The organism is Stenotrophomonas sp. SBJS02 (assembly GCF_020428325.2).
Lineage (GTDB): Bacteria > Pseudomonadota > Gammaproteobacteria > Xanthomonadales > Xanthomonadaceae > Stenotrophomonas > Stenotrophomonas africana.
This window is the reverse complement of the sequence record NZ_CP109812.1, coordinates 1,749,949-1,776,464: the sequence shown is the minus strand read 5'-3', so window position 1 is coordinate 1,776,464 and position 26,516 is coordinate 1,749,949. Positions and strand designations below refer to the sequence as shown.

The 26,516-nt window shown below is 66.1% G+C and carries 17 protein-coding genes; 10 read left to right on the top strand and 7 right to left on the bottom strand.

The features are described from left to right. The first annotated feature begins 37 nt into the window (after positions 1-37). The 4 genes from FQS62_RS08460 to FQS62_RS08445 all read left to right on the top strand — a co-directional run bounded on the left by FQS62_RS08460 (position 38) and on the right by FQS62_RS08445 (position 6,918). The gene (locus FQS62_RS08460; RefSeq protein WP_208043391.1) at positions 38-1,384 is read left to right on the top strand and encodes a c-type cytochrome; all 1,347 of its coding nucleotides are present in this window, start codon (positions 38-40) and stop codon (positions 1,382-1,384) included. Beyond that, the gene (locus FQS62_RS08455; RefSeq protein WP_208043387.1) at positions 1,381-2,307 is read left to right on the top strand and encodes a c-type cytochrome; all 927 of its coding nucleotides are present in this window, start codon (positions 1,381-1,383) and stop codon (positions 2,305-2,307) included. Before FQS62_RS08460 ends, FQS62_RS08455 begins: the two co-directional genes overlap by 4 nt. A 115-nt stretch (positions 2,308-2,422) precedes the next feature. Further along, positions 2,423-4,801 (top strand): TonB-dependent receptor domain-containing protein, encoded by a 2,379-nt coding sequence (locus FQS62_RS08450; protein WP_208043386.1) that lies wholly within the window; start codon positions 2,423-2,425, stop codon positions 4,799-4,801. 8 nt (positions 4,802-4,809) lie between these two features. Continuing rightward, a complete protein-coding gene (locus FQS62_RS08445) occupies positions 4,810-6,918 on the top strand; it encodes a phosphocholine-specific phospholipase C (RefSeq protein WP_049449591.1) in 2,109 nt (702 codons plus the stop codon). Positions 6,919-6,975: 57 nt separating this feature from the next. On the opposite strand, the gene FQS62_RS08440 is transcribed toward FQS62_RS08445, so the two are convergent. The 4 genes from FQS62_RS08440 to FQS62_RS08425 all read right to left on the bottom strand — a co-directional run bounded on the left by FQS62_RS08440 (position 6,976) and on the right by FQS62_RS08425 (position 13,191). Beyond that, complete coding sequence (locus FQS62_RS08440) at positions 6,976-8,571, bottom strand: alkaline phosphatase D family protein (RefSeq protein ID WP_049449589.1); 1,596 nt, start codon at positions 8,569-8,571, stop codon at positions 6,976-6,978. A 10-nt stretch (positions 8,572-8,581) separates the two neighbouring features. Beyond that, positions 8,582-11,515, bottom strand: a complete 2,934-nt coding sequence (locus FQS62_RS08435) for a TonB-dependent receptor (RefSeq protein ID WP_208043823.1) — start codon at positions 11,513-11,515, stop codon at positions 8,582-8,584. 141 nt (positions 11,516-11,656) lie between these two features. After that, entirely contained in the window at positions 11,657-12,679 is a 1,023-nt protein-coding gene (locus tag FQS62_RS08430) for a FecR family protein (RefSeq protein ID WP_099588765.1), read from the bottom strand. After that, positions 12,676-13,191, bottom strand: a complete 516-nt coding sequence (locus FQS62_RS08425) for an RNA polymerase sigma factor (protein WP_049449583.1) — start codon at positions 13,189-13,191, stop codon at positions 12,676-12,678. Before FQS62_RS08425 ends, FQS62_RS08430 begins: the two co-directional genes overlap by 4 nt. A 91-nt stretch (positions 13,192-13,282) precedes the next feature. On the opposite strand from FQS62_RS08425, the gene FQS62_RS08420 reads away from it, so the two are divergent. Continuing rightward, positions 13,283-13,429: a hypothetical protein gene (locus tag FQS62_RS08420; protein WP_226053530.1), complete on the top strand. Its 147-nt coding sequence runs from the start codon at positions 13,283-13,285 to the stop codon at positions 13,427-13,429. 245 nt (positions 13,430-13,674) lie between these two features. Further along, the gene (gene aceE / locus FQS62_RS08415; protein WP_208043824.1) at positions 13,675-16,347 is read left to right on the top strand and encodes a pyruvate dehydrogenase (acetyl-transferring), homodimeric type; all 2,673 of its coding nucleotides are present in this window, start codon (positions 13,675-13,677) and stop codon (positions 16,345-16,347) included. Positions 16,348-16,404: 57 nt separating this feature from the next. Here aceE and FQS62_RS08410 read toward each other — a convergent pair whose 3' ends face one another. Continuing rightward, the gene (locus FQS62_RS08410) at positions 16,405-16,887 is read right to left on the bottom strand and encodes a LuxR family transcriptional regulator (RefSeq protein ID WP_208043825.1); all 483 of its coding nucleotides are present in this window, start codon (positions 16,885-16,887) and stop codon (positions 16,405-16,407) included. 189 nt (positions 16,888-17,076) lie between these two features. On the opposite strand from FQS62_RS08410, the gene FQS62_RS08405 reads away from it, so the two are divergent. The 4 genes from FQS62_RS08405 to FQS62_RS08390 all read left to right on the top strand — a co-directional run bounded on the left by FQS62_RS08405 (position 17,077) and on the right by FQS62_RS08390 (position 23,148). Then, positions 17,077-18,306, top strand: a complete 1,230-nt coding sequence (locus FQS62_RS08405) for an MFS transporter (RefSeq protein ID WP_208043826.1) — start codon at positions 17,077-17,079, stop codon at positions 18,304-18,306. Further along, positions 18,303-19,460 carry an ROK family protein gene (locus FQS62_RS08400; protein ID WP_208043827.1) on the top strand — a complete coding sequence of 386 codons (1,158 nt, stop codon included), beginning with the start codon at positions 18,303-18,305 and terminating at the stop codon, positions 19,458-19,460. Before FQS62_RS08405 ends, FQS62_RS08400 begins: the two co-directional genes overlap by 4 nt. A gap of 86 nt (positions 19,461-19,546) precedes the next feature. Further along, entirely contained in the window at positions 19,547-22,042 is a 2,496-nt protein-coding gene (locus FQS62_RS08395) for a TonB-dependent receptor (protein WP_208043828.1), read from the top strand. Continuing rightward, positions 22,042-23,148, top strand: a complete 1,107-nt coding sequence (locus FQS62_RS08390) for a YdcF family protein (protein ID WP_088479986.1) — start codon at positions 22,042-22,044, stop codon at positions 23,146-23,148. Before FQS62_RS08395 ends, FQS62_RS08390 begins: the two co-directional genes overlap by 1 nt. A gap of 17 nt (positions 23,149-23,165) precedes the next feature. Here FQS62_RS08390 and FQS62_RS08385 read toward each other — a convergent pair whose 3' ends face one another. Both FQS62_RS08385 and FQS62_RS08380 read right to left on the bottom strand, forming a co-directional pair. Further along, positions 23,166-25,337, bottom strand: coding sequence for a TonB-dependent alcaligin siderophore receptor FauA (locus FQS62_RS08385; RefSeq protein WP_088479987.1), 2,172 nt, complete (start codon positions 25,335-25,337; stop codon positions 23,166-23,168). Between the two features lie 111 nt (positions 25,338-25,448). Continuing rightward, complete coding sequence (locus tag FQS62_RS08380; RefSeq protein WP_208043829.1) at positions 25,449-26,384, bottom strand: helix-turn-helix transcriptional regulator; 936 nt, start codon at positions 26,382-26,384, stop codon at positions 25,449-25,451. Between the last annotated feature and the right edge of the window lie 132 nt (positions 26,385-26,516).

Genomic DNA, 26,516 nt, shown 5'->3' with positions numbered 1-26,516 from the left:
CAATGAACGCGCGCGCGGCATTGCCCACAGTGCCGCCATGCGCACCTCGTTCAAGCTCGCCATTGCCCTGGCCGCCACGCTGGCCGCCGCCTACGGCATCGCCCGCACCACGCCCTACTGGTTCGCACCACGACAGTCGGCGCAGGTCGACATCCACGATCCGACCCTGATCGCGCAGGGACAGTACCTGTCGCGCGCCGCCGACTGCGCGGCCTGCCACACCGCGCCGGGCGGCAGGCCGTTCGCCGGTGGCCTCGGCATGCAGACGCCGATGGGCACGATCTACTCGACCAACATCACGCCCGATCCGGACACCGGCATTGGTGCCTATGACTACGCCGATTTCGAACGCGCGGTGCGCCGCGGCATCCGCCACGACGGCCAGCCGCTGTATCCGGCCATGCCGTACGCCTCGTACGTGATCGCCAGCGATGCCGAGATCAAGGCGCTGTATGCCTATTTCATGGGCTCGGTGCAGCCGGTGAAGCAAAGCAACGCCGACAGCACGATTCCATGGCCGGCCAACATGCGCTGGCCCCTGGCCTGGTGGCAGCTGCTGTTCGCACGCCCGCGCACGTTCAACCCGGATCCGTCGCAGGATGCCGGCCAGCAGCGCGGCGCCGAACTGGTGGAAGGCCTGGCCCATTGTGGCGCCTGCCACACGCCACGCGGGCTGGCCTTCCAGGAAAAGGCGATGGCCGACGATGGCGGTCGCCAATTTCTGTCCGGCTCGGTACTGGAAGGCTGGTACGCGAAGAACCTGCGCAACGAATCGACCGGCCTGGCCAGCTGGAGCGAGGGTGAGATCGTCGATTTCCTGCGCACTGGCCGCACCGATCGCTCTGCGGCCTTCGGTGGCATGGCCGACGTGGTCGAGCACAGCACGCAGTACCTGTCCGACGCCGATCTGCTGGCCATGGCCCGTTACCTGAAACAGCTGCCGGCCCGCGAAGGACGTAGCGCACAGTGGTCGCCCGGTACCGACACCACCACCGCCGCACTGCGCAGTGGCGACTATCGCGTGGCCGGCTCGCTGGCCTATGCAGAGCACTGCCAGGCCTGCCATCGCGCCGACGGCCGCGGCATGCCACGGGTCTACCCAGCACTGGCTGGCAACTCGATCGTGTTCGCCGATGATCCCAGTTCGCTGGTGCAGGTGACCCTGATCGGTGGCCGCACGCCGCATACCCCGCACGACCGCATGGCGTTCACCATGCCCGGTTTCGAGCGGCTGCCGAATGCACAACTGGCACAGATCCTGACCTTCATCCGCAGCAGCTGGGGCAACCAGGCCAGCGCGGTCAGCGAGGTAGACGTGGCGAGGATGCGCCGGGTGGTGCGTGACAAGCCGGTGCATTACGTTCCGCAGGAGGCTGCACGATGAAGCGTTCGCGCAAACGTTCCCGCCTGCTGCCCGGCAGTGCGATCGCCGTTGTGCTGCTGGCCGGTGCCGGCACCCTCGCCTACCGCCATCTGTACCCGGACCTGGATGCCGCCGTGGCCAGCGCGATCGATATGCTCGACGCGCAGGGCACGGTGGTCGGCCAGTACCACGCCCCCAGCGCCGAGGAAATTGCCGGGCTGGGCAATGCCGGGTCGGTGATGCTCGGCCGCCGCCTCCTCAACGAGACCGCGCGGCTGCTGCCGGACAACGTCGGCAACGATCTGAACTGCAATTCGTGCCACATGGCCGAGGGCAAGCGGCCGTTCGGCAACCACTACTTCAATACGGGTGGTGGTGCCTACCCGCGCTACATGCCACGGCCAGGCAAGGTGATCGGGCTGACCGAGCGCATCAATGGCTGCCTGCAGCGCTCGATGAACGGCAAACCGCTGGCCAAGGACGCGCCGGAAATGCGTGCCATGCTGGAATACATGACCTGGTTGAGCCGTCCCGTTCCCGAAGGTGCGCGCGTGGCGGCACCCAGCGAAGGGCCGATCGACAGCTCACTGACACCTGATCCGATCCGCGGCCAGGCGCTGTACGCCGCGCAATGCGCCGCCTGCCACGGTGACAACGGCGAAGGCCGGCGCGATGCCAGCGGTGATATCGCTTTCCCTCCTCTGTGGGGTGACCGCAGTTTCAACATCGGCGCGGGCATGGCGCGGCTGTACAAGGCCGCCGGCTTCGTCAAGCACAACATGCCGCCGGCAGTGACCCGCGAGCCCCCGCTGGGACAGCAGGTGATGCCCGACCAGGATGCGGTGGACATTGCCGGCTATTTCATCAACCAGCCGCGGCCGGATTTTGCCAACAAGGGTAAGGACTGGCCACGCGACCCGAAACCCAAGGACGCGCGGTACTGAAGCAGGCAGCAGGTGCCGGCCGTCGCTCAACACGATTCCTGCATCGCCACGTCATGCCGATGTCATTGGCGCTGCCGACACTCCGGGGCTTCCCTCCTCTGAAGGTCCGGTCTCGATGCGAACGTCTGCGCGCTTTCCCCGTGTCTCGCTGCTTGCCCTGCTGATCGCCCCCGCACTGGACGCCCTTGCCGAAGCACCGCAGGGCGATGCCGCTGAAGCGCGCAGCAGTGAGGCCCGCACCCTCGACCAGGTGCAGGTGATCGGCCAGGCCACCAGCTACGCCAAGACCTCGGTGCGCGCGGAAACGCTGAACCGCCAGACGGTGATGAGCAGCGTCAACGACGCGCTCAACGAGGTACCTGGCGTGGTGGTCAGCGAGGCCGATGCCACCGGCTCGTCGGTGTGGGGTACGCAAATCAGCATGCGTGGCTTCGTCACCAACCGCGACACCCAGCAGATCGGCACTACCATCGACGGCCTGCCCAATGGCGGCTCAGGTTACGGCGGCGGCTCGCTGGCCAACCGCTACATCGACACCCTGGACCTGGAAACGGTGGAAGTCAGCCAGGGCACCGCTGATATCTCCTCGCGCTCGAACGAAGCCCTCGGGGGCACCCTGAACTTCCTTACCAGCGATCCGCTGCAGGACAGCCGCCTGCGCTTCGTGGTCGGCGCCGGTGACAACGAGGCACGCAAGTACTACGTGCGCTACGACACCGGCCTGCTCGGCGGCCACACCCGCGCCTGGGTCAGCGCTTCCTCCGCGCGCGTGCACGACTGGATCGACGGCAGCGGCAAGACCAGCAACGACCACATCGCCGGCAAGTTCATCACCGAACTGGACCGCTGGACGCTGACCGGCTACCTGTCCTACAACGATGCCGACGAGCCGGAATACACCAGCGTCTCACCGAAGGGCTTCGCCACCAATCCGGATCGTGACAACCTGGTGGGGACCCTCACCGGCATTCCCTACCTGGACCAGAACTACCGCTCCGGCTCGCGTGCACTGCGCGAGAACACCTTCGGCTACCTGCGTGCGGCCTTCGACGGCGGCAACGGCTTCAAGGCCTCGGTGGCCGCCTACGGGCACCGCATGCAAGGTCGTGGCGATTGGCTGCCCCCCTACCTGGCACAGGTCAGCGATGAGGGTACGGGCCGCCCCGAATCGGAATACGTCGGTGGCAAGACCGTGTATGGCGGCAGCAACCGCGGCCAGATCTTCTTCGTCAATCCCGATGGCAGTGCCGCCCAGCGCCTGGCCAGCTGCACCCCGCGCCTGGGCTTCACCGCCGAGTATGATCCAAACTGCTACGCCGGCAACGTGCTGGGCGCGCAATCGTATCGCCACACCCACTACGACAACGACCGCATGGGCGTGACGACCGACGTCGAGTGGCGCCAGACCTTCGGCGCAGTCGACAACACGATCCGTGGCGGCCTGTGGGTGGAGAAGCTGGACCGTTCGGCACGCCGCGACTGGCACCGCCTGCTCAACGTCGGCCAGGACATCGCCTTCGACCATCAGCCGTACTGGGTGCAGTTCGAGGACAAGTACAAGGTCGACGAGCAGATGTACTACGTCGAGGACGTGGCCCGCTTCGGGCCGTTCAGTGCACGCTTGGGCGTGAAGCAGTTCTTCGTCGACCAGTCGCGTCGCCGCGTGATCGGCGCCAGCGACCACGTGACGTCCGATTCCAAGTCCGATCCGCTGCTCTCCACCGGCTTCACCTGGGCGCCGGGCGTGGAAGGCATGGAGCTGTTCGCGGGCTTCTCGCAGAACTTCGCCGCCATTCCCTCCGGCGTGCTTGGCGAGACTGATCCGCAACGCTTCCGCAACGTCGAGCCGGAGACCGCCGACAACATCGAAGTGGGCATGCGCATCAGCCGCTGGCCGCTGACCGCCTCGGTGACCCTTTACAAGATCAAGTTCGACAACCGCATCGTCTACCTGCCGGCAGGTTTCGTCAGTGGCATCGACTATCTCGGCGAGACCGACGGCGTCTACGAGAATTTCGGCGGTGTGGAAAGCAACGGCCTGGAAGCCGCGTTCGGCTACGGCTGGGACAACGGCTGGCGCCTCAACGCCGCCTATACCTACAACCGCTCCAAGTACCTGGGCAGTGGCGATGCCGCGCGCGATACCCAGCTGGGCATCGTCGATGGCGCCAAGGTGATCGGCCAGCCCGAACAGACCCTGGTGCTGTCGGCCGACTGGCAGGGTGAAAGCTGGAACCTCGGCCTGTCCGGCCGCTACCTGGGCACGCGTTACCTTGATGCAGCCAACGTCAACAAGCTGCCCTCGGCCACCGTGTTCAACGCCAACATCGGCTTCGACCTGCAGGGCCTGTCGCCGCGCCTGAAGGGCATGGGCGCCAACCTGGTGGTGAGCAACCTCACCGACAAGCGGTATCTTGCAGGGGTGGATGGCCGCGACAACGCCTTCATCGGCGCACCGCGTACCGTCGGCATCTCCTTCCGTGTGGACCTGTGAGTGAACCCGTGACCGATATCGGCCGACGCCGGTTGTTGCAGGCCGGCGCTGCCGCCGGCCTTTCCCCCCTGCTGCCCAGCATCGCCCGGGCTGCAGCGATCGCACCCGCCGCGCAGACGCGCAGCCTGGAAGACCTGCAGCACATCGTGGTGTTCATGCAGGAGAACCGCTCGTTCGACCACTACTTCGGCACGCTGCCGGGGGTACGTGGCTTCGGCGACCGCTTCGTGGCCCCGGCCGCCGCGCTGCAGGCCGGTGACCGCGCGCGCAGCCTGTGGCTGCAACCCGATGCCAGCGGCACGCGCGCGATCGCACCGTTCCCGCTGGATACCGCTGCGCACTTCGGCTACATGCGGGTGGAAGGCACGCCGCACACCTGGCCTGATGCACAGCGTGCCTGGGACCATGGACGCATGGGGCAATGGCCGAAAGCCAAGCAGAACCATTCGATGGGCTATTTCCAGCGCAGCGACCTGCCCTTCCAGTTCGCCCTGGCCGATGCCTTCACGATCTGCGATGCCTACCACTGCGCGATGCAGGCAGGCACCAACCCGAACCGGGTGTTCCTGTGGACCGGCCACAACGATGCACAGGCCCGCGCCGGCGGCCCGGTGATCGCCAATTCGCATGACAACTTCCCCGAACACGGCGGGCATCCGGCGTCGTACCGCTGGACCAGCCATGTCGAGCGCCTGCAGAAGGCCGGCGTGTCCTGGCAGATCTACCAGGACATGGCCGACAACTTCACCGACAACCCGCTGGCCGGCTTCGAGGCGTTCCGTCGGGCGTACAGCGCTGCACCCGGGCATGATCCGCAGCTGCGCGCACGCGGTGTCAGCACGCGTGGCCTGGCACAGCTGCGCCAGGACGTACTCGACGGGCGCCTGCCGCAGGTCAGCTTCATCATCGCCGACGCGGCCGGCAGCGAGCACCCCGGGCCCTCCAGCCCGGCGCAGGGCGCGGCCTATACCGCGCGCGTGCTGGATGCGCTGACTGCCGATCCGGAAGTCTGGAGCCGCACCGCGCTGTTGCTGATGTTCGACGAGAACGACGGCTTCTTCGACCACATGCCTCCGCCGGCTCCTCCTTCACCAGTGGGCACTGGCTGGGCGGGTGCGTCTTCGGTCAGTACCGAAGGCGAGTACCACCGCCATCCTGCGCCGGGTGATGAGAAGTACGACCTCGCCGAACTGCGCGGCCGCCCGTATGGACTGGGCCCGCGCGTGCCGCTGTATGTGATCTCGCCGTGGAGCCGGGGTGGCTGGGTCGATTCGCAGGTGTACGACCACACCTCGGTCATGCGGCTGATCGAACGACGCTTTGGCGTGGCCGCACCGGACATCTCGCCGTGGCGCCGCGCGGTCTGCGGTGACCTGACGGGTGCCTTCGACTTCGCCCAGCGCGATACCCGCCCGTTCGTCCGCAGCCTGCCCGATGTGAGCGCGGTGGCCGCACGTGCCGCTGCCTTGCCAGGGCGTACCGTGCCGGCGCTGCCGGAGGGGCTGAAACCAGCAAAGCAGGAAATCGGCGTACGCCCGGCGCGCGCCCTGCCCTATCGACCACAGGCATCGATCGCTGCGGTGGACGCCTCGGGTGTGGATCTGGCGCTGGCCTGCGAAGGTGCAGCGGCGGTGCTGCATGTCTACGACCGGCTGCGGCTGGATGCGGTGCCACGCCGCTACACGCTGCTGCCGGGTATACCGCTGCGCGAGCGCTGGCCGCTCGATGCGCAGGGCCGCTATGACCTGTGGCTGCTGGGCCCAAACGGCTTCCACCGCCACTTCCAGGGGGCGGCCAAGGATCCTGCCGTGCAGGCTTCAATCGATCGCGCGGATAGCCAATTGCGGCTGCACCTGCGCAACCTGGATGACAGCGCACAGCAGGTGCGTGTGCAGGCGGGCGCCTACGCCGGCCACATGCCCGAGCAGACGGTGGCCCTGCCGGCGCGCGCGGAGACCACGTTGGCGTGGGACGCAACGCCCACCGCAGGCTGGTACGACCTGCACATCGGTGCGGGCGACAGTACCCTGCGCCTGGCCGGCCGCGCCGAGGATGGGCGCCCCGGCACCAGTGACCCGGCGATGGGCAGCGAGCCATTGCGGTTCGAACACGATTGAGCAACCCGGCCGTTGTAGAGTCGAGCCATGCTCGACTCTACACGGGGGCTGGCCTGATCAGGCCTCCTGCAGCCCCGGCCGGCCGTGTTCCACCGCATAGCGCTTCCAGCTCTGCACCGCGCCATTCGGCTGCATCACGGTGTCCATCGTCTTCATGTCGCCGATCCACGCGTCGCGGGTGACATCGCACAGCACGTAGCCACGCTTGTCGGTGGTCGCCTTCAGATAGGGGCTGTGCGCAAGCTGGTTCCTGGCATACGCGTCCACACCCTGGCCATCGGCGCCGGAAGTGATCGACGTGGCGAGGAACTCGCTGGAGACCACACCCGAGTCACGGTAGTCCTGCACCAGATCGCTGGCATAGTGGCGATGCGCGTCGCCGCAGGCGGTCACCACGTTGCCGAAGCCCACCTTCTGGATGTGGTCAAGCAGGCGCCGGCGGCTGTCCAGGTAGCCCGACCACTGGTCATCGGACGACTGCACCACGCCGTCCTTCTCGCGCATGTAGTTGCCCAGCGCCACCTGGTGGGCGATGGTGTGCCAGCGCGGTGCGGCATCGGCCAGGCCGTCGAACAGCCAGCGCTCCTGCTTCGCCCCCACGATGCTGCGCTCCGGCGATTCCACCTCCTCACGCAGCGCCATGTTCACCTGCTTGCTGCGGTACTGGCGGGTATCGAGCAGGTGCAGATCCATCAGCGTGCCGTAGCGTGCGCGCCGGTACATCTGCATGTGGCCATTGCGAGGGAATGCCGAACGGCGCAGTGGCATGTTCTCGTAGTAGGCCTGGAACGCCTGTGCGCGGCGCAGCAGGAACACTTCGCTGGGCGTATCGTCCTGGTCTTCGGCACCAGCCCAGTTGTTGTCCACCTCATGGTCATCGAAGGTGACGAACCAGGGTGCCGACGCATGCGCGGCCTGCAGGTCGGCATCGCTCTTGTACTGGGCGTAGCGGCGGCGGTAATCGTCCAGCGTGTAGGTCTGCGGCCCGACATGATTCCGCAGGTTGGTGAACGGCTGGCCGTTCATCTTCCGCAGGCCCGGCTGGCTTTCGCCTTCGTAGATGTAATCACCGTAGTGGAAGACGAAATCCAGCGGCTCCTCGGCAATACGCCGCCACGCGGTGTAGTGGCCTTCTTCGTAGTGCTGGCAACCGGCCACCGCAAAACGCACGCGATCCACCACGGCCGTGGCTGCGGGCAGCGTGCGGGTGCAACCGACCGCACTGGCGTGGCCGCCGATGGTGAAGCGGTACCAGTAGGGCCGTCCAGGCGCCAACCCGTCCAGCTCCACGTGCACGGCGTGCCCAAGCTCGGGATGCGCCATTGCCGAGCCCTGGCGTACCACCTTGCGCATGCCATCGTCTGCTGCCAGTTGCCATTCGACCACCATCGGTCGGGTCGGCATGCCGCCGCCGAACACCAGTGGCTCAGTTGCCAGCCGTGTCCACAGCACCATGCCATCGGCCGAGGGATCACCCGAGGCCACGCCCAGGGTGAAGGGTGTGCTGGCGAAGCGCGGCTTGGCCAGCAGGTTGCGCGGGTTCAGCGCGGTGGCATCGGCCTGCGCGGCCAGCGCGTGTGCGGTGCCCATCCAGGCGCCGGCGGCAGAGAGGCCGGCCAGGGCCAGGAATCGCCTGCGATTGATCGTATCCACGGCTGTGCCCTCAGTTGTAGATGATGTGGAAGTAGAAGAAGCGGCCGTAGTCGTCGATCTCGGTACGGAAGCGCCCGTTCGGACCGGTGCTGTAGGTCGGCTGGGTGTTGAACAGGTTCTTGGCCTCGTACTTCAGCGTCACGTGCCTGCTGACCTTGTGGCTGAAGCCCATGTTGAAGGTCATGTAAGGGTCGTAGTACGAATCCAGCCACTGGGTGTCGCCGAAGTCGACCAGCATGCGGCTGCGGTAGGTGCCGGACAGGCGCAGCTGCGCGCTCTTCCACGGCATGCGCCAGATCACCGAACCGTTGAGCGACCAGTCCGGCTGGTACAGCAGCCGGTCCAGGCGGCGCTCGGTGCCATCACTGATGCGGTAGTTGGTCTGGCCTTCCAGCCGCGTGGCGTTGAAGTACATGTCGAAACGCTGGCGGCCCCACTGCAGGTTGCGGTTGGCCACCGCGAACTCGACACCGCGCAGCGTGGACTCATCGGTGTTCATCGGCTGAGTCACCCGGTAGCGGGTATCACCCACGTTCTCGAAGGTGGTCAGGGTGTAGATGTCGTCCTTGATCACCTTGTCGAACAGCGCCACCGAGACCAGGCCGTTGTTGCCGTTGAAATACAGGTCCCACGCCAGGTCGATATTGGTGGAACGGCGCGGCTGCAGGTTGGCATTACCCTGCTTGATGCTGCAGAAGCCCCTGCCCTCCTCGTCATCGCCGCAACTGGTGCTGGTGGCCTGGGCGATGTTGCTCGGCGTCGGCCGGCCCAGCGTTCGGCTGGCGGAGAAGCGCAGGCGCTGGTTCTCGGTAAGCTTGAAGGTTGCATTCAAGGAGGGCAGCAGATTGTTGTAGCCACCGCTCGTGTTGCGGAAGGCGGAGGTATAGGTAGTGCCGCCATCATCGCTGAACGGGCTGTAGGCATCGAAGCGGGTGTGGTCGTAACGCAGGCCGCCGATCAGCAGCAGCCGGTCCCAGGCGTAGTGCGCGGATACATAGGCATTGGTGATGTCCTCCACATACTTGTAGTCACTGGTGACGTTGGCATTCGGATACGCCGCATTGTTGTTGCCCAGTTTTGGCAGCAGTTCCTCGTTCCACTTGCGGTTGTCGATCAGCGGAAAGCCCGGCACGCTGCCCAGCAGCGTCGAACCCGGGTACAGGTAATCGTTGAGCGTGGCACTGCTCTTGAAATAGTCGAAGTCGATGTCCTGCCAGATCTTCAGATGGCGGTACTCGGCACCGGCGGCCAGGCCGAAACCTCTCGCATCGGCATCGATGTTGTAGCTGAAGTCGGCGCGCAGGTTGTCGATGCTCTCCTTGGCATCGCGCGGGGAGACGTAGGCCTGCGCCGGATTGAGCTTGAATGCGGAACTGGTCAGCAGGCTGGAATCGGAAACGGCCACCGCGTTGGGGAAGCCGTGGCTGTCATTCTCGTAATCGACGAACAGATTGCTTGGGTAGGCGCGCACCCCCCAGTAAACCTGGTTGTTGTGGAAGGTCTCTTCGGTATGGCCACCGCGCAGGGTCAGCTGCGATCGATCACCGATATCCCAGTTGAAGCTGGCGATGGCACCGCGGTTGTTGCGGTCCCAACGGTCGTGCCGGTTCTTGATGTAGATGCTGTTGATCTGGGTGGTGCCGCTGTTTTCGGTCTGGTTGCGTATCGGAAACTTGGCGTTGCCGTACAGATCGGTCTTGTTCATCGTCGAGTTCTCGTAGAACCGGTACGAGTACAGCAGCAGCGATGCGTAGAACGGATCATCCGAGGGCTTCCACTCAAGCTTGGCGGAGCCACCGAAGTTGGTGATGAAGTTGGTATAGGTGCCGGTGCTGAAGTTGCCAGGCGCACGCAACCCGTTCCAGCCCTTGGCCTCGTCCGGACCCGTGGTACCGTCGGTGAGGTATTTGCCAGCGTCGTTGTAGTAGTAGTTCGACTCCACCCAGCGCTTGACGCTGTTGCGCGAACGCTGCTCATAGCGTGCCACCGCAACGATGCCGAACGACTGGTCGACGCCGAACTGGTTGGAGAACACCATCTTGGCGCTCTTGCCGAAGTGGCCCAGGGTCTCGTGGTTGCCGCCAGCGCTGCGCTCGACGTTGGTCTCGGCGGTGGAATAGATGCCTGCCACATCGGCAAACACGTACTTGCCGGACCGATCGAAGGCGCTGCGGCTGATGATGTCGATCACGCCGCCGATCGCATCCGGGGCCTGCTCGGCACTGAAACTCTTGTAGATGTCGGTACGGGTGCCGATGTCGCTGGGAATCAGCTGCAGGTTGTTCATGCGCTCGCCGGAGCCACTGCCTCCCACGCTGGCAATCGCGATGCCATCGATGGTGGTGTAGTTGAGGTTGGCCTGTACGCCGCGCACGGTCACGTAACGTGGCTCACCGGCATCTTCCACCGCACTCAGGCCTGGCGCGGCCATCAGGCTTTCGGCCAGGGTCTCGTCGCCGTAGCTGTCCATCTCGTCATACACCACCGAATCCTTGATCACCGGCGACGACTTCTTCTGGTCGATGACCTCATGTGCGGCAATCACCTTCACCGTGTCCAGGGTCGGCGCCACCATCGCCTCGGCCTCGCGCGGCTTCGGCGGGGCCGGCTTCGGCGCGTTGCGTACGGGTGCCGGATCGATTGCGATGACATTGCCATCCACCACGGTGTAGCCCAGGCCGGTACCGGCCAGCAGTGCATCCAGCGCCTGCTTGACGGTGGCACCGCGCGGCACCGCACCGGCCATGCGGGCATCACCGCCGGCCGAGTACAGGAACTGCACCCCGGAACTGCGCGACAACTGCTCCAGCGCACGCGCCAACGGCTGCGCCTCGATCGGCGCCGAAACGCGGGCCTCGAGACCATCGGTAGTGGCCGCAGCCGCCGACGGCACGCTGCAGGGAGACAGGGCGAGGATGATCGACAGGTAGAGCGTGTTGCGCATCACGGGTCCTTGGAAGAGAGAAGGCAGCAGGTGCCGCTGCGCGGATCGGCAGCGGCTTCTCCCAAGTAAGAGCCCGCATCCACTGAAGTGGAGAACGCGGATTCGATGAATTTTTTCTGACAGTCCACGACCACACGGGCCTCAGCGGCTGCCAACCCGCACGGTGTCGCCTTCGCGCCTCACCACGAAGCGCGGGTCGCGTTCGAGGAAGGCCTGCAGCGCACCGATGCGATGCGCATCGAGGCTGCCCGACAACCGTGCCGATGCCGCACCTTCGTCCAGCACGCGCACCTGCACCTGGTTGTGCCGGTTGAAGGCAGCGGCCACCTCGTCCAGCCGCTCATCCAGGAAGGACACTTTGCGCCGCTGCCAGTCCAGCAGCATCGACAACGGTACATCCAGCGACTCCACCGCATGGCTGCGCGCGTCGACCTGCACCACCCGGCCTTCGCCCAGTTGCGCAAGGCGCCGGGCGTCCGCGCCCTGGCTCCATACCTCCACCTCGCCGGAAACCACGCCGATGCGCGTGCCCTGCAACCGTCGGGACACATCGAACACCGTGCCGATATCGCGGATCTGCAAGCCGTTCACCTGCACCTCGAACGGCCGTCGGTCACCGGCGATATCGAACGTGGCCTCACCCTGCAGCAACTCCACCTTGCGGCTGAACCAGCCCATGCGTACCCGCAGGCGGCTGTCCGCGTTGAGCCGCACCTGGGTCTGGTCGGGCAGCACCAGGTCGCGAAGTTCACCCTGTCCGGCACTGTAGAGCTGCCCGGTGGGCATCACCTGCGGAACCAGGCCCACGCCGAGCAGGGCGATACAGGCTGCGGCGGCCATCACCCACCAGCGCGCACGACCGCGACGCGGTACAGCGCGCGGCGGTGCGTGCACGCTGGCGAACAGCGGCACCACCTTGGCAGCGACCTGCCGTGGCGGCACCAGCGCCTCTTCAGGCAACGGTGATTGCAGCGCCTCACCGACCTGCCGGTGCAACGCGAGGGCTTGCATGTAGGCGCGCACGTGCTCCGGCGAGTGCTTCATCCAGCCCAGGAACGCAACCCGCTCGGCCTCGCCCAGTGTTCCGTCGCGATTGCGCAGGAACCAGTCCATGGCCTCGCAGGCGATCGTGTCGTCGACTACGGGCGATGAGGTCCGGTTCATGTGTGCTCCCTGGCGCCCAGCGCCTTCCTGCAGGCCTCCAGCCCCTTGCCGATGTGCTTGCGCACCATGTGCACCGACACCTGCAGCTGCTGACTGATGGCCGGGCAATCCAGCCCGTCGCGGTAGTGCAGCTCCATCACCCGACGCGTGGTTGCCGGCAGTCGTGCGATGGTGCTGCGGATATCATTCCAGCGCTGCGCACGCTCGAATTCACCTTCGATGTCTTCTTCGCTTTTCAGCACTTCGGCCAGCAGATCGACGTCTTCCAGCGGCGGCAGCGACGACCGCGCACGCGCATGCTCGCGCGCGAGGTTGGCCGCCACGGTGAACAGGTAGGCTTCCGGGTTCTCGACCGCACCGGCATCTTCGCCGGTGCTGCGCAGCAGGCGAAGATAGACCTCCTGCGCCAGGTCTTCGGCATCCTCGCTGGCCGAACCGCGACGCAGGAAGAAGCCACGCAGCAGCCGGCGCCGCAGCGCGTAGCTCTTCTCCCAGATCCTCACGCTGTTCACGGCCGGCCAACCACCCCGAGGCTGGAAAGCCCCGCAGGGTGACCGCCATCGATGACAGTGGCGTTTCAACGACCGGCGGGCAGCCGCTGGAGTGCCGCCCCTGCAATGTCCCGACGGCCGTCGTTTACCGGAACCCGCCCAACGCCTGGCGCGCTGGTTGCCCATCGTCGCCTGGTGCCTGCTGGGCGTCGGCGTGGCGATCATCCCGGTGTTCCTGCCGGGGCTGTCCCCGGCCTGATCAGCGGCCGCGCCCAGCGCATCGACCCATGATAAGGTGCGCGGCACCAACCCTTGCTTGCCAGAGACCCAAGCCCCGCCCGCCTACCGAAGCGTAGGGGGCAGGCCTACGCTTGTCTTCTCGGTGGCCGCCACGGTCGCCCTTCGCGTCACGGCCCCCGCCGTTGCGACCCCGCTCCAGTGCCGTGCGCCCTGCCGGTGTTGTCGCCCAGGCAGACGTCCGACCGGCGCCCTCTGGAGACAGCCATGAACCAAGCCCTCATTCCCTTCGATACCGATCCACTGGAAACCCAGGAGTGGCGTGAATCGCTGGAGGCGGTGATGCAGGCCGGCGGCCGGCCGCGCGCGCACTACCTGATCGACCAGCTGAGCGATCTGGACGCGCAGCAGCACGGCGACCTGCATACCCGTGCCTGGACCGCCTATGTCAACACCATCCCGCCCGAGCGCCAGCCGGCCTACCCGGGTGACCTGCCCATCGAGCGCCGCCTGAACGCGATGATCCGCTGGAACGCGATGGTGATGGTGCTGCGTGCCGGCATGCACTCCAACGTCGGCGGCCACATCGCCACCTACCAGTCGGCGGCTGTGCTGTACGACGTGGGCTTCGATCATTTCTTCCGTGGCCGTACTGACACCTTCGACGGCGACATGATCTACATCCAGGGCCACTCCGCGCCGGGGATCTACGGCCGCGCGTACGTGGAAGGCCGCATCGATCCAGCGCGCATGGACAACTTCCGCCGCGAAGCCGGCCGCGAAGGCCTGTCCTCGTATCCGCACCCGCGATTGATGCCGGAGTTCTGGCAGTTCCCCACCGTGTCGATGGGGCTGGGCCCGCTGACCGCCGCCTACCAGGCGCGCTACATGCGTTACCTGGAGTACCGCGGCCTGAAACAACACCAGGGCCGCAAGGTCTGGGCCTTCCTCGGCGACGGCGAAATGGACCAGCCCGAATCGCTGGCGGCAATTTCCCTGGCCGGCCGCGAGCGGCTGGACAACATCGTGTTCGTGGTCAACTGCAACCTGCAGCGCCTGGACGGTCCGGTACGCGGCAACGCCAAGGTCATCCAGGAACTGGAAGGCACCTTCCGCGCGGCCGGCTGGAACGTGATCAAGCTGATCTGGGGCAGTGGCTGGGACGACCTGCTGGCCCGCGACCACAGCGGCCTGCTGCGCCAGCGCATGATGGAGTGCGTGGACGGCGACTACCAGACCTTCAAGTCGCAGAGCGGCGCCTACGTGCGCGAACACTTCTTCGGCCGTTACCCCGAGCTGCTGGCGCTGGTCGCGCACATGAGCGACGACGACATCTGGGCGCTGGCACGTGGTGGCCACGATCCGCAGAAGGTGTACGCCGCCTACCAGCAGGCGGTGAACACCCGCGGCCGGCCGACAGTGATCCTGGCCAAGACGGTCAAGGGCTTCGGCATGGGCGAGGCCGGCGAAGGCCAGAACATCAACCACCAGCTGAAGAAGATGAGCGCCGACGCGGTGCGTGCCTTCCGTGACCGCTTCAACCTGCCGGTCAGCGACGAGCAGCTGGAGGAGATGCCCTACCTGCGCCCGGAACCGGGCAGCGCCGAGGCGGCTTACTTCGCCGAGCGCCGCCGCATCCAGGGTGGGCAGTTGCCAGCGCGCCTGGCCAAGGTCGATCCCCTGCCGCTGCCACCATTGTCGATCTTCAACACCCAGCTGCAGGGCAGTGGCGATCGCGGCCAGTCCACCACCATGGGCTTCGTGCGCATCCTCACCAGCCTGTTGAAGGACCCGGAACTGGGCAAGCTGGTGATTCCGATCGTGCCCGATGAATCGCGCACCTTCGGCATGGAAGGCCTGTTCCGCCAGATCGGCATCCACTCCTACCTGGGCCAGCTGTACACCCCGCAGGATGCCGGCCAGCTGAGCTATTACAAGGAAGCCAAGGACGGTCAGATCCTGCAGGAAGGCATCAACGAATCCGGTGCGATCTGTTCATGGATCGCCGCCGGCACCGCCTACAGCAACCACGGCCTGGCGACGATTCCGTTCTGCATCTTCTATTCGATGTTCGGCCTGCAGCGCGTCGGTGACCTGGCCTGGGCCGCTGCCGATGCGCGTACCCGCGGCTTCCTGCTCGGTGCCACGTCGGGCCGCACCACGCTGATGGGCGAAGGCCTGCAGCACGATGATGGCCACAGCCATGTGCTGTCGTCGGTGATTCCGAGCTGCGTGTCCTACGACCCGACCTACAACTACGAGCTGGCGGTGATCATCCATGACGGCCTGCGCCGCATGTATGTCGACCAGGAAGACATCTACTACTACATCACCGTGCTCAACGAGAACTACCCACAGCCGGCACTGCCCGAAGGCGCCGAGGCCGGCATCCTGAAGGGCCTCTACCTGCTGCGTCCGGCAGCCGCCGATGCCGCCTCGCAGCCACGCGTGCAGCTGATGGGCAGCGGCTCGATCCTGCGCGAAGTGGAAGCCGCGGCAGAACTGCTGCAGCAGGACTTCGGCATCGCCAGCGATGTGTGGAGCGCGACCAGCCTGACCGAACTGCGCCGCGACGGCCTGGCCGCCGAACGCTGGAACCTGCTGCACCCGGCCGAGGAACCGCGCGTACCCTACGTGCAGCAGTGCCTGCAGAGCCATGAAGGCCCTGTGGTGGTGGCCACCGACTACATGAAGATCGTCGGCGACCAGATCCGTCCCTTCATCAACGACCGTCGCTTCACCGCACTCGGCACCGATGGCTTCGGCCGTTCCGACACGCGTGAGTCGCTGCGCACGTTCTTTGAAGTGGATCGCCACTTCATCGTGCTGGCAGCCCTGAAGTCGCTGGCCGACGAAGGCCGCATCGAGCGCTCGCGGATGCAGGAGGCCATCGACACGTATGGCATCGACACCGGCAAGCGCGACCCGGCGACGGTGTAAGGTGCCGGTGCCATGCCCGCGGAGTTCCTCCCCGTGGGCATGGCGCAGGCGGCGCCGCTACGGTATCCGCTTGAACAGGTTGGTCTGCAGGATCGGCGTACCGTCGTGACCGTAGAACGCCTTGGTCTCGGTCATCGTCGTACGGTCGGCCGCCACGGTATAGATGCGGGTGGAGGCCGGCGTGCCATGGTCCACCAGCTGCATCACCAGGGTGTTCGGCGCCGGCAGTTTCAGGTTGGCCTTGTCCGCGCCGTAGGTGCCGGACAAGGGCCCCGGCGTACCATCGAGCGCCAGCGCGCCGTCGGATTTCATGGTCTTGCCGTCGTGCAGGACGATGTCCACGTGTGAACTCCAACGACCCGCACCGGCGTCCTTGAACTCCAGCACCACCTGCTTCGGGCGCTGCGCTTCGGGTAGCGCAGACGTGGCGATATCCAGCGACCAGCGCCCCAGCAGCGGGGAAGGCGACGCTTCCACTGCGAGCGCCGGAACGGCGGGTAGCGAAAGCGCAGACAACAACACAGCGGACAACAGCTTCATACGTTGCTCCGTTCCAGTGAAGAAGGCGCTGCGTGACGCGTGATGGGGCAGCAGGGCGAATGCTGCGCGCCTGCGGCAGGCGGTGCAAGCCACTCGCTGAATGCCCGGCCACCCGTCATGTCAGGACCATGTCACACAGGGGTAGTAGAACGATCCAGCATCTCCGGCTCTTCCCCCCAGTACACGGCGTTGAACGCGCAGCCCTCGCCACGGCACCTCTATGCCGCCGGCCACTTTGCCCGCACCCTGGTCTGGTCGTTCGTGGATCTGGTGCTGGGCTACTACCTGCACGCCCGGCTGGGGCTGTCGGCGGCCCACACCGGCCAGCTGCTGGCCATTTCATTTGCCTACAGCAGCCTGCTCGATCTGCTGCTGGCCGCCGTATTCAGCCGCCTGCGCAACCAGCAGCGCGTGGCCCTGCGCCTGCAGCTCATCGGCGGGCTCGGCACGGCCGCCAGCGCCTGCCTGCTGTTCAGCCCGGGCAACGCGGCCGAGACCGTCTTCCTGCCATTGCTGGTCGCATCGTTGCTGTTCCGTAGCTGCTATGCGGTCTACGACGTGGCGCAGAATGCGTTGACTTCGTTGCTGCCCCGTGACGAGGACGAGGCCATGCGCTATGTCTCCACGCGCGCCGTGGTGGTACCCATTTCCAAGCTGTGCATTGCCGCGGCGCTGTTCGGCGTGGTCGGTCCGCCTGCGTCCCAGGGCAGTGGCAACGCGTTGCTGATCTGCATGATCATCGGCGTGCTGATCGCGGCCGCTGCGCTTCCCCTGGCCTGCGTCGCAACGCCCCCACGACCCTCAGCAACCAGGACGTCCGCTGCTGTTGCCCTGCCCCTGCCGGCGCTGCTGCCTGTTCTGCTGGGCGCAGCGGCAGAGACGGCGCTGGTAGGCCTGGCCGGGCGTCTGTTCCCCTTTGCCGAACACGGGGCAGCACTGACCTTCGCGATGGTGGCGGGCATGGTGGTTGCCCCCTGGCTCTGCCTGCGCCTGCGTTCAATGCTGCACAGCGAGACCGGGATGCTTGCGCTGATGTCGGTGCTGGCCGTCGCCACCGTTGTCGTGTACGTGGCCATCCCCTCTCCCCCCATAGCGATTACATGTGCCGCCATCCACGGGACGGCGGTGGCCAGCGTCGGCCTGGTGCTGTGGCGACGCACCGCGCTGATCGCCCGTCGCCATGCCATCCATGGCGGACGCGACGATGACCTCAGCTGTTTTGCACTGCTCACCGGAACCATGAAGCTATCCATCGCGGCCTCTTCGTTGCTGCTGGGCGAAGTGCTGCCCGGTGTACAGGCGGGCGATCCGGGCACCGCGGCCGCTCTGGTCTCGCTGGTCGCCGCCGGCAGCCTGCTTTCGCTGGCCGCATTGGCCTGGCCCATCCCGGCAGCACGCACCGAGGGCCTGCGCCCGTGAGTCTGGCCCCGACATCGCGGTTGCGCCGCAAGCCGCTGATCGCACTGGAGGCCGACCACAAGCGCATCATCTGGCTGTTGCGCACGATGGGCGCGGTTCCCCGCATCACCATCGCCCACCAGCTGGGCATGCACAACGGCGCGCTGACACGCCTGGCGCGGGAACTGCTGATGCTGGAAGTGATCGAGGAACAAGGACAACTGTGCGATGGCCAGCGCGGCCGTCCCTCGGTGCCACTGGCGCTGTCCGGTCGGGGCGGCTATGCCGCCGGTGCCACGGTGCATCCGGGTTGGCTGGAGATCGCACTGGTGGATTTCGCCGGCCAGGTCATCGCCCGTGATGCCACCGCCTTCGACAGCGCAGATCCCCACGATTTCGTCCATTGCGTGGACCAGCGCCTGCGCAGCCTCACCAGCAGCACCGGACTGATGCGCGCGCGCTTTCTGGGCCTGGGTGTAGCCGTTCCCGGGCCCGTGGTCGAAACCGGTCCGGCACGCCGGCACGCGGTGGACTGGCTGCATGGCTGGCGCGATATCGACAACGACCACTTCTTCGAAGACTACTTCGGCTTTCCGGTCTGGGTGGAGAACGATGCAACCCTGGCGGCGTTGGCGGAGTACTACGACAGCGGGCTGATCCGCGACTGCGCCTCGGCGCTGCTGCTGTATGTCGGCCACGGCGTGGGTGGCGGCGTGATCCATCGGCGTGATGTGATGCGCGGTGAATTCGGCAATGCCGGCGACATCGGTCGCCTGTTCCGTATGGACGCACCGCGCCCGTCGGGCATCGACCTGCTGGCCACGTTGCGCGAGGCCGGCGCCGGAATTCCTTCGCTGTTCGAGCTGGAGGCCTGCCTGGACACCCATGCCGGCATCATCAGTGCCTGGGCCGAGCGCGCGGGCAACCAGCTGGGCGCAGCGGCCAATACCGGCGTGGCGTGGCTCGATCCGGGCGCTGTGATCCTGTCCGGTTCACTGCCCCGCCAGGTACTGGAAGCGTTGGGGCAACACCTGCAGCAGCCCGCACGCTGGAGCAGTGCGCTGGACAGCCTGCGCCTGCCGCAGGTGCATGTGTCACGGCTGGGAGGATCCGCAGTATCGGTGGGCGCAGCGCTGCTGCCGATCCACCAGCTGGGCGCCGATGCCAGCGTTTAATTGTTTATTTCCGCCGAAGTAAACAATTCCGTCATCGCCCGGACCTACCGTGCAGCGGTCCCCCTTCCCTGCATGGCCGCCCTCCGATGAACATCAGCCCCCTGGTCCTGGGAATCTCCCTGGCCTTGATATCCCTGCACGGCAACGCTTCTGCGCAGGATGCCCCGGTCCCGAACAAGGACAGCGCCGACGCCGCAACGCTGGATGCGGTGGTGGTCACCGGTGCAGCACGCACCCAGCGTCGCTTCGATGCGTCCTTCGCCGTCAATTCACTCAGCCGCGAAGACGTGCAGAAGCTCGCACCGAAAAGCTATGCCGACCTGCTCGGCTCAGTGCCCGGTATCCATGTCGAGGCCACCGGCGGCGAGGTGCAGAACATCACCCGGCTGCGCGGCATTCCCACCGATCGTGGCTTCATCGCCTTCCAGCAGGACGGCCTGCCCCTCTACCACGAGCTGGATGGCCACTTCTTCAACTCCGGCGACGGCATGAACCGGTTCGACGTGATGAACCAGCGAGTGGAGATCGTACGTGGTGGCCCGGCGCCGATCTATGCAAGCAGTGGCGGCGCCATCGTCAACAACATCCTGGCCGAGGGCTCCGAAGAGACCCACGGCAAGGCCCAGCTGACCGTCGGTGACACCGGGCTGTACCGCGGCGAGATGTACCAGTCCGGCGCCCTCGGCAAGGACACCTTCTACGCGGTCGGTGGATTCCTGCGCCAGCACGATGGCTACCGCGACAACGGCTTCCCGAACGACAAGGGCGGGCAGATACGCGGCAACATCAAGCACTACTTCGACGACACCAGCTGGTTCAAGGTCAGCGGTACCTTCGTCGATGACCACAATACGTTCTACCTGCCGATCCCGGTCGCCGATCCGCGCAATCCCAGCGTTCCGCTGGACCCGTACATCGACTACTTCGACGGTACGCTGAACTCGCCGTCGCTGCGCAGTGTCAACCTGAAGTACCTCGATGGCGGCGGCGTCCTGCAGGGCATGAACCGCGACCTGGCCGATGGCCGCCACATGCGCTTCGGCAACATCGGCTTCCAGTACGAAAACACTGCCAGCGATTGGACGATCTCGCTGAAAACCGGCTACACCAAGGGTCGCAACACCTTCGACGCACTGTACTCGACCACCAACCCGGTCGACGCACGCACCTTCGCCAACGGCTATCTGGGTGCGGCCCGTACCGCCTTCGGTGCCGGCGTCGCGCGGATGGGCTACGCCCTGGCTGGCAGCAACGGGGCGAGCGCCTACGATCCCTATGCCGACTCCGGCCTGGTGATCTCGGCCCAGTACCGGGCCGCAGATTCGGATTTCTACTCCGGCCAGGCCGACTTCAGTGCGACGCGGTTGTTTGAAACGGCCTGGGGCAGCCACGATCTGAACATCGGCGCATACACAGCCTTCTTCGGCACCACGGCCTTCAGCCTGTACCAGGACATGCTGATGGAGATGCGCGGCAAGCCACGCCTACTGGATCTGGTGGCCTACGGCAACGAAGGCACCCCGCTGGGTTATGTGACCGACAAGGGCACGCTGCGTTACACCACCACCTTGAATCGCGGCAAGGTCGATGCCCGCATCTTCGCGGTGTATGCCAATGACACATGGGCACTGACGGACCGCTTCAAGCTCGACGCTGGTATCCGCCATGAACGCTATCGCTATGAAGGCTACGCAGAGCAGACCGCGCAGGTCGACCTCGGCGACCGCAGCACACTGGCCGACAACACCACGCGCCGGTTCACCGGCGTCGTCCAGAACCATCGCCTGGATCCGTCCGCGACCAACTGGACCGTGGGTGCGAATTTCGATTTCACCCCTTCGGTGGGCGCCTACGCCCGCGTCTCGCACATGGAGATCGTTCCCAACTCGTCAGTGGCACGCTCGATCGATCCCACCATCGTGCAGACCCAGCTGGACCAGTACGAGCTGGGCCTGAAGGCCGGATTCGGCCGGTCCTACCTGTACCTGACCGCGTTCTATACGAAGTTCGACCCGCTCAACGCCTCGTTCGTAGCGTTCAACCCGACCACCGGCCGCAATGACCAGTCGGTGCCGTTCATCGGTACCGCCGTCTCCAAGGGCATCGAACTGGATGGGCTGTTCCGACCGCTGGACTGGTTCAGCATTGCCGGCTCGATCACGGTCAGCGATCCGCAGTACGACAGCCTGCAGAACGATTCCGGTGCCGATCCGGCTGCCGTCAACGGCAAGCAGATCGTTCGCGAGCCCAAGCTCTACGGCAACCTCCGCCCGACCTTCAGCTTCCAGCACGGCCAGGACCAGTTCGAGACCTGGCTGCGTTATGACGTGGTCGGCAAATCCTATGTTGATCTGTTCAACCAGACGGCGCTGCCTGCCTACCAGACCCTGGGCCTGGGCGTTTCATGGAAGCGCGGCAACTGGGGTGCACAGCTGGTAGGCGACAACCTGACCAATGAAAAGGGACTCACCGAGGGCAACACCCGCACCGATGCCCTGGCCGGACAGGGTTCGGCCGAGGCAATCTATGGACGGCCGCTGTTTGGCCGCAACGTCCGCCTGATGGTGAGCAGGAGCTGGTGATGCATCGACGATTTGCCTTGTCCATCGCCCTGCTTGCCACGGCAGCGCTGCCATTTGCGGCGGCGGCCGACGACCGCGACAGCGCCGCGCTGGCCGCACGCCTGTTCCCGACCCTCACGCAGTTGACGCCCGATATGCTGCCCGACGATGCGCGTGCCCTCCTGGCCGAACGCACGCAGCAGCTGGCCCGCTGCCGGACCGCCACCTGCACGCTCGCGTCCGCACGCTGGACGCCCGCGCAGGCAGGCCTGTTGACCGCCGCGGCTCCCGCGCACGCCGAGGCCATCGAACGGGAGCTGGCGGGCCTCAACAACATTCTCTCCGTCTATGGCCAGGGCCAGCCGCCCCGCTACGACGCCATCGACGGCCCGATCGGCGCAGCGGGCAGCACGCGACTGGCCGGCGACGTCGCCATTGCCATGCAGATGAGCGAGGTGGACGCCAGCGCCGCCTACGCCGTATTCGATCGCAGCATCGCGGTGGCGGTAGGCCTGCTCGATGCCAATGACCGCCTCGATGCGATCCGTTTTGAGCCCATCAGCGCGGGGATGAACGCCGCGCCGTTTGCGCGTGCGCGGCAGCTCGATTGGAATGCGCATCCGTACACCGCGATCATCGTGCTGGGCCAGGGACCGGATGAACTGACCACCCCGCTCAGCGCCGGCAGCAAGCTGCGCCTGAAGGCGGCCGCGCAGCGCTACGCGGCAGGTGATGCGCCCTTCCTCATCGTCTCCGGTGGTGCGGTACATCCGCGCGGCACCCGCAGCGTCGAAGCGGTGCAGATGCGCGAAGCGCTGATGGCACGCTTCGGCATTCCCGCAGATGCGATCATCATCGAGCCGTATGCCCGCCACACCACCACCAACCTGCGCAATGCAGCCCGGTTGCTGGCGGCCCTGCAGTCACCGCCGCGGCAACCGGCACTGGTGGTCAGCAGTCCATCGCATATCGATTCGGTCGCCAGCAGCGCCTTCAGCGAGCGCAACCGCCATGAACTGGGTTACGTTCCGGGCAAGGTCGGTTCACGCGTTTCGCCCTACGCGATCCCGTTCGTGCCGGCTCCCGAATCGCTGCGCATCGACCCGATGGATCCGCTGGATCCCTGACTGACGCGACGGCATCGTCAGTAGCCAACCTTCAGCGTGAACATCACGTTTCGCGGTGCCCCGTACCAGCCCTGGTTGTAGAAGCCGATCTGCGAGTAGTAGCGGCGGTCAAACAGGTTGTTGATGTTGACCGCCGCCGACACATTGGAACTGAACTGGTAGCGCGCCATCAGGTTCACCAGAGCGTAGCTGGGCTGCTGCACCGGCACCCGGCGATTTCCGGGCGCGGTGGCGGTCTGGTACATGCGGTTCTGCCAGTCCACGCCACCGCCGATGGTCAGCCGGTCCCAGGCACCCGGCAGCCGCCAGGTAGTGAACAGCTTGAACAGGCTGCGCGGCTTGGCGGTGTTGATCGCCCTGCCCTGCGCGTCCTGCGCGATGAAGGTGGTGAAGCTGGTGCCCAGGCTCCACCCCGGCAGCGGCTCACCGGCCAGTTCCAGTTCCAGGCCGTCTACCGTTGCGCCCTTCACTGCGCGGTAGGCCGCCTGCGTGCTGCCTTCGACCAGACCACCGGTGGCCTCGGCGAGGTTGTCCTGCTGGGTGCGGAACAGCACCACCGACGCATTCAAGCGCTCCTGCAGCCAGCTGCCCTTGACGCCCAGCTCATAGCTGCGGCCGCTGACCGGGTCGAGGATCTGCCCGGATTCGTTGCGGTTGTTCTGCGGCTTGAAGATGCCAGTGTAGCTGGCGTAGGCGCTGCTGTAGTCGTTGAGGTCCCAGACCACGCCGGCATAGGGCACGAACTCGTTGCGGTAGCGGTACTTCCGTTTGCTGCCGAAGTAGACCTGGTCGGTCTCCCAGTTGCTCAGGCGGCCACCGACGATCACATGCAGCGGATCAGCCAGCGACAGCCGCGCCACGGCATAGGCACCGCTCTGATGATTGTCCAGATCATCGGCCTGGGTCTTGTTGCTGGCCCACACCGGCTCGGGCGTGCCCGGCCCGTGCCAGTCCAGGTAGCTGGCCAACGGCGGCAATGGCGCCAATGCGCGGTACTGCCCCAGTGCGATCTCGTCGCGTGAGCGCGACCAGCCGACGGACGCCGTGTGCTGGCGGCCGAACAGCTGGAAGGGACCGGTCAGGCTGACACTGACCGCCTCACGGCGCACCGGACCATCGTAGCGGGTGAAGCTGTTGCCATTGGGCATCGCCCCGGTCACCGGATCGGGATAGCCGCCCCGGTAGAGATGCTTCATCTCCATATCGGTATGCGAGCGGCTGTAGGACACGCGTGCCTGCCAGTCGTTGCCGAAGCGATGGTTGAAATCGAAGAAGCCGTTGCGGGTATCGGTGCTCATCCGTGCCCACGGCGCGGTGGCCGATGCCGAGCGGTCGAAGCGGGTACGCGTGCCGTCGGCGTTGAACAGCGCAAAGCCGCTGCCGAAGCCACGATTGTCGTTGGCCTGGTAGGAGATACCGGCGATCAATCCGGTGTCCTCGCCCAGGTCCACGCTGACCACGCCGTAGAGCGTCTTCGTGGTGCTGTCCAGGCCAGCGGTGTAGCTGTCGCCCTCGGCCTGCGCAGCGACCATGCGGCCACGCACGCGCCCTTCCCGGCTGAGTGGGCTGGACACGTCCACCCAAGCACGGCGCGCGTCCCAGCTGCCGAGGCTGATGCCGCCACTGGCAGCAACGTCGCGCAGCGGGCGCTTGCGCACGTAGTTCACCGCCGCCGACGGATTGCCGGCACCGGTCATCAGGCCATTGGCGCCGCGCACGATCTCGATGCGGTCGTACACCACCATGTCCAGGTTGTTCTCGCCGAAATTCCACGGCGACAGCACCGGCATCACCACGCCATCGAACTGATAGTTGTCGATGTCGAAGCCGCGTGCCGAGAACGAGTAGCGGTTGGCATCACTGCGCGTGACCGAGATGCCCGGAGCAGTGGCCAGCGCATCGGCGGTGCTGAGCAGGCCCCGGTCCTCGATCTGCTGGCGGGTGATGACGCTGACCGACTGCGGCGTCTGCCGCGACGTCAGCGACAACCCCGTCGCCGTGCCCATGGAATCGGTGGTGTAGGAACGCGAGGATTCGGTGCTGCCATCGAGGTCGGCCGTGACCTGCACGGTGGGCAACTGCGAGGCGTTCGCGGCGGGGGCGCGCTCGGCGCCATGGGCAGTATTGAACAGCGCCAGGGTCGTGCCGATGGCGGTTGCCAGGGCGCGCGGGCGGATACAGGCGGGCATGGGAGATCCAGCAGGAGGGAAAGGCTGGATGAGAATTATTGTCATTTGAGCGTGAGCACACGTATGCCCGGACGCAGCAGATGTATGCGCGTTGCCGACGCTGATCCGGCGTCAGCGCAGCTGGCTGGGCGCGATGCCGTAGCGCGCACGGAACGCGGTCGCGAAATTCGTGGCATGCCGGTAACCGACGAAATGCGCGGCCTGCTGTACGCTGCAGCCCTGCCGCAGCTGCGCGCAGGCCAGTTGCAGGCGATGCTCGCGCAGCCAGCCGAACACCGAGCACTGATACACCTGCTGGAACTTCAGGCGCAGGCTGCTTGGGCTCATGCAGGCCAGGCGCGCCAGATCCTCCAGGCAATGGTCGGCGGCCGGAGCCGCCTGCAGGCAATCGATCACCCGCTGCAGCATGCAGCGGTCACGTGCTGAAACACGCAGGTCCGGCGATGCCTCCCTCGCAGGCGCCCCCAGCGCCAGGGCCAGCATCTGCAGGCCGATACTCTCGCACAGCAGTGCATGCATCGCGCCGTGCCAGCTGCCCGACAGCAGCTGGTCAGCGGCGTGCTCGAGATGCCAGGGAACCTGCCAACCACGTAACCGCGGGTGACCGATGCGATGCGCGGTGGATAGCAGTTCGCTGATCATCGGGTCGTCAATCCCGGCAGGTGCGTCCAACGAGACATTCAGGCTGCGCATCCGCTGCCCGGCGGGATGAATCGCGGTCATCGGTGCTGCCTCGGCCAGCACCATCGTGCCGGCACCCGGGTTCATGCCGATCACTGCCTGCCCCGCCAGCCGCGCCCCTGCGCGTCCCTCCAGCATCACGATCGCCGAGAAGGCCGGCGGCGATTCCGAAGTTGCCTCGAACGGCTGATGGGCGATCACGTCCGACAGCGCCAGGGTCATGCCCGGGCGCAGGCGACGCTGCTCCACCCTGCCTTGCACCACGCACTGTTCACCCGACAGATCGGCGGCCGACGCCGGCAGGCGATAGCGGAAGCCGCTGCTGCGGCCCAGGCGATCAAGGTCGGCAAGGGTGAGGTTGAGCATGATGGGACCAGAGGGGATCGTCCCGCATTTTCATATGAGAACCATTCTCATATCCACCGCCTGCCGCAAGGCCCATTTCGCCCTTGTCGATACAAATAGTTACGTTATAACATTTCACATTGTTTTCACGGA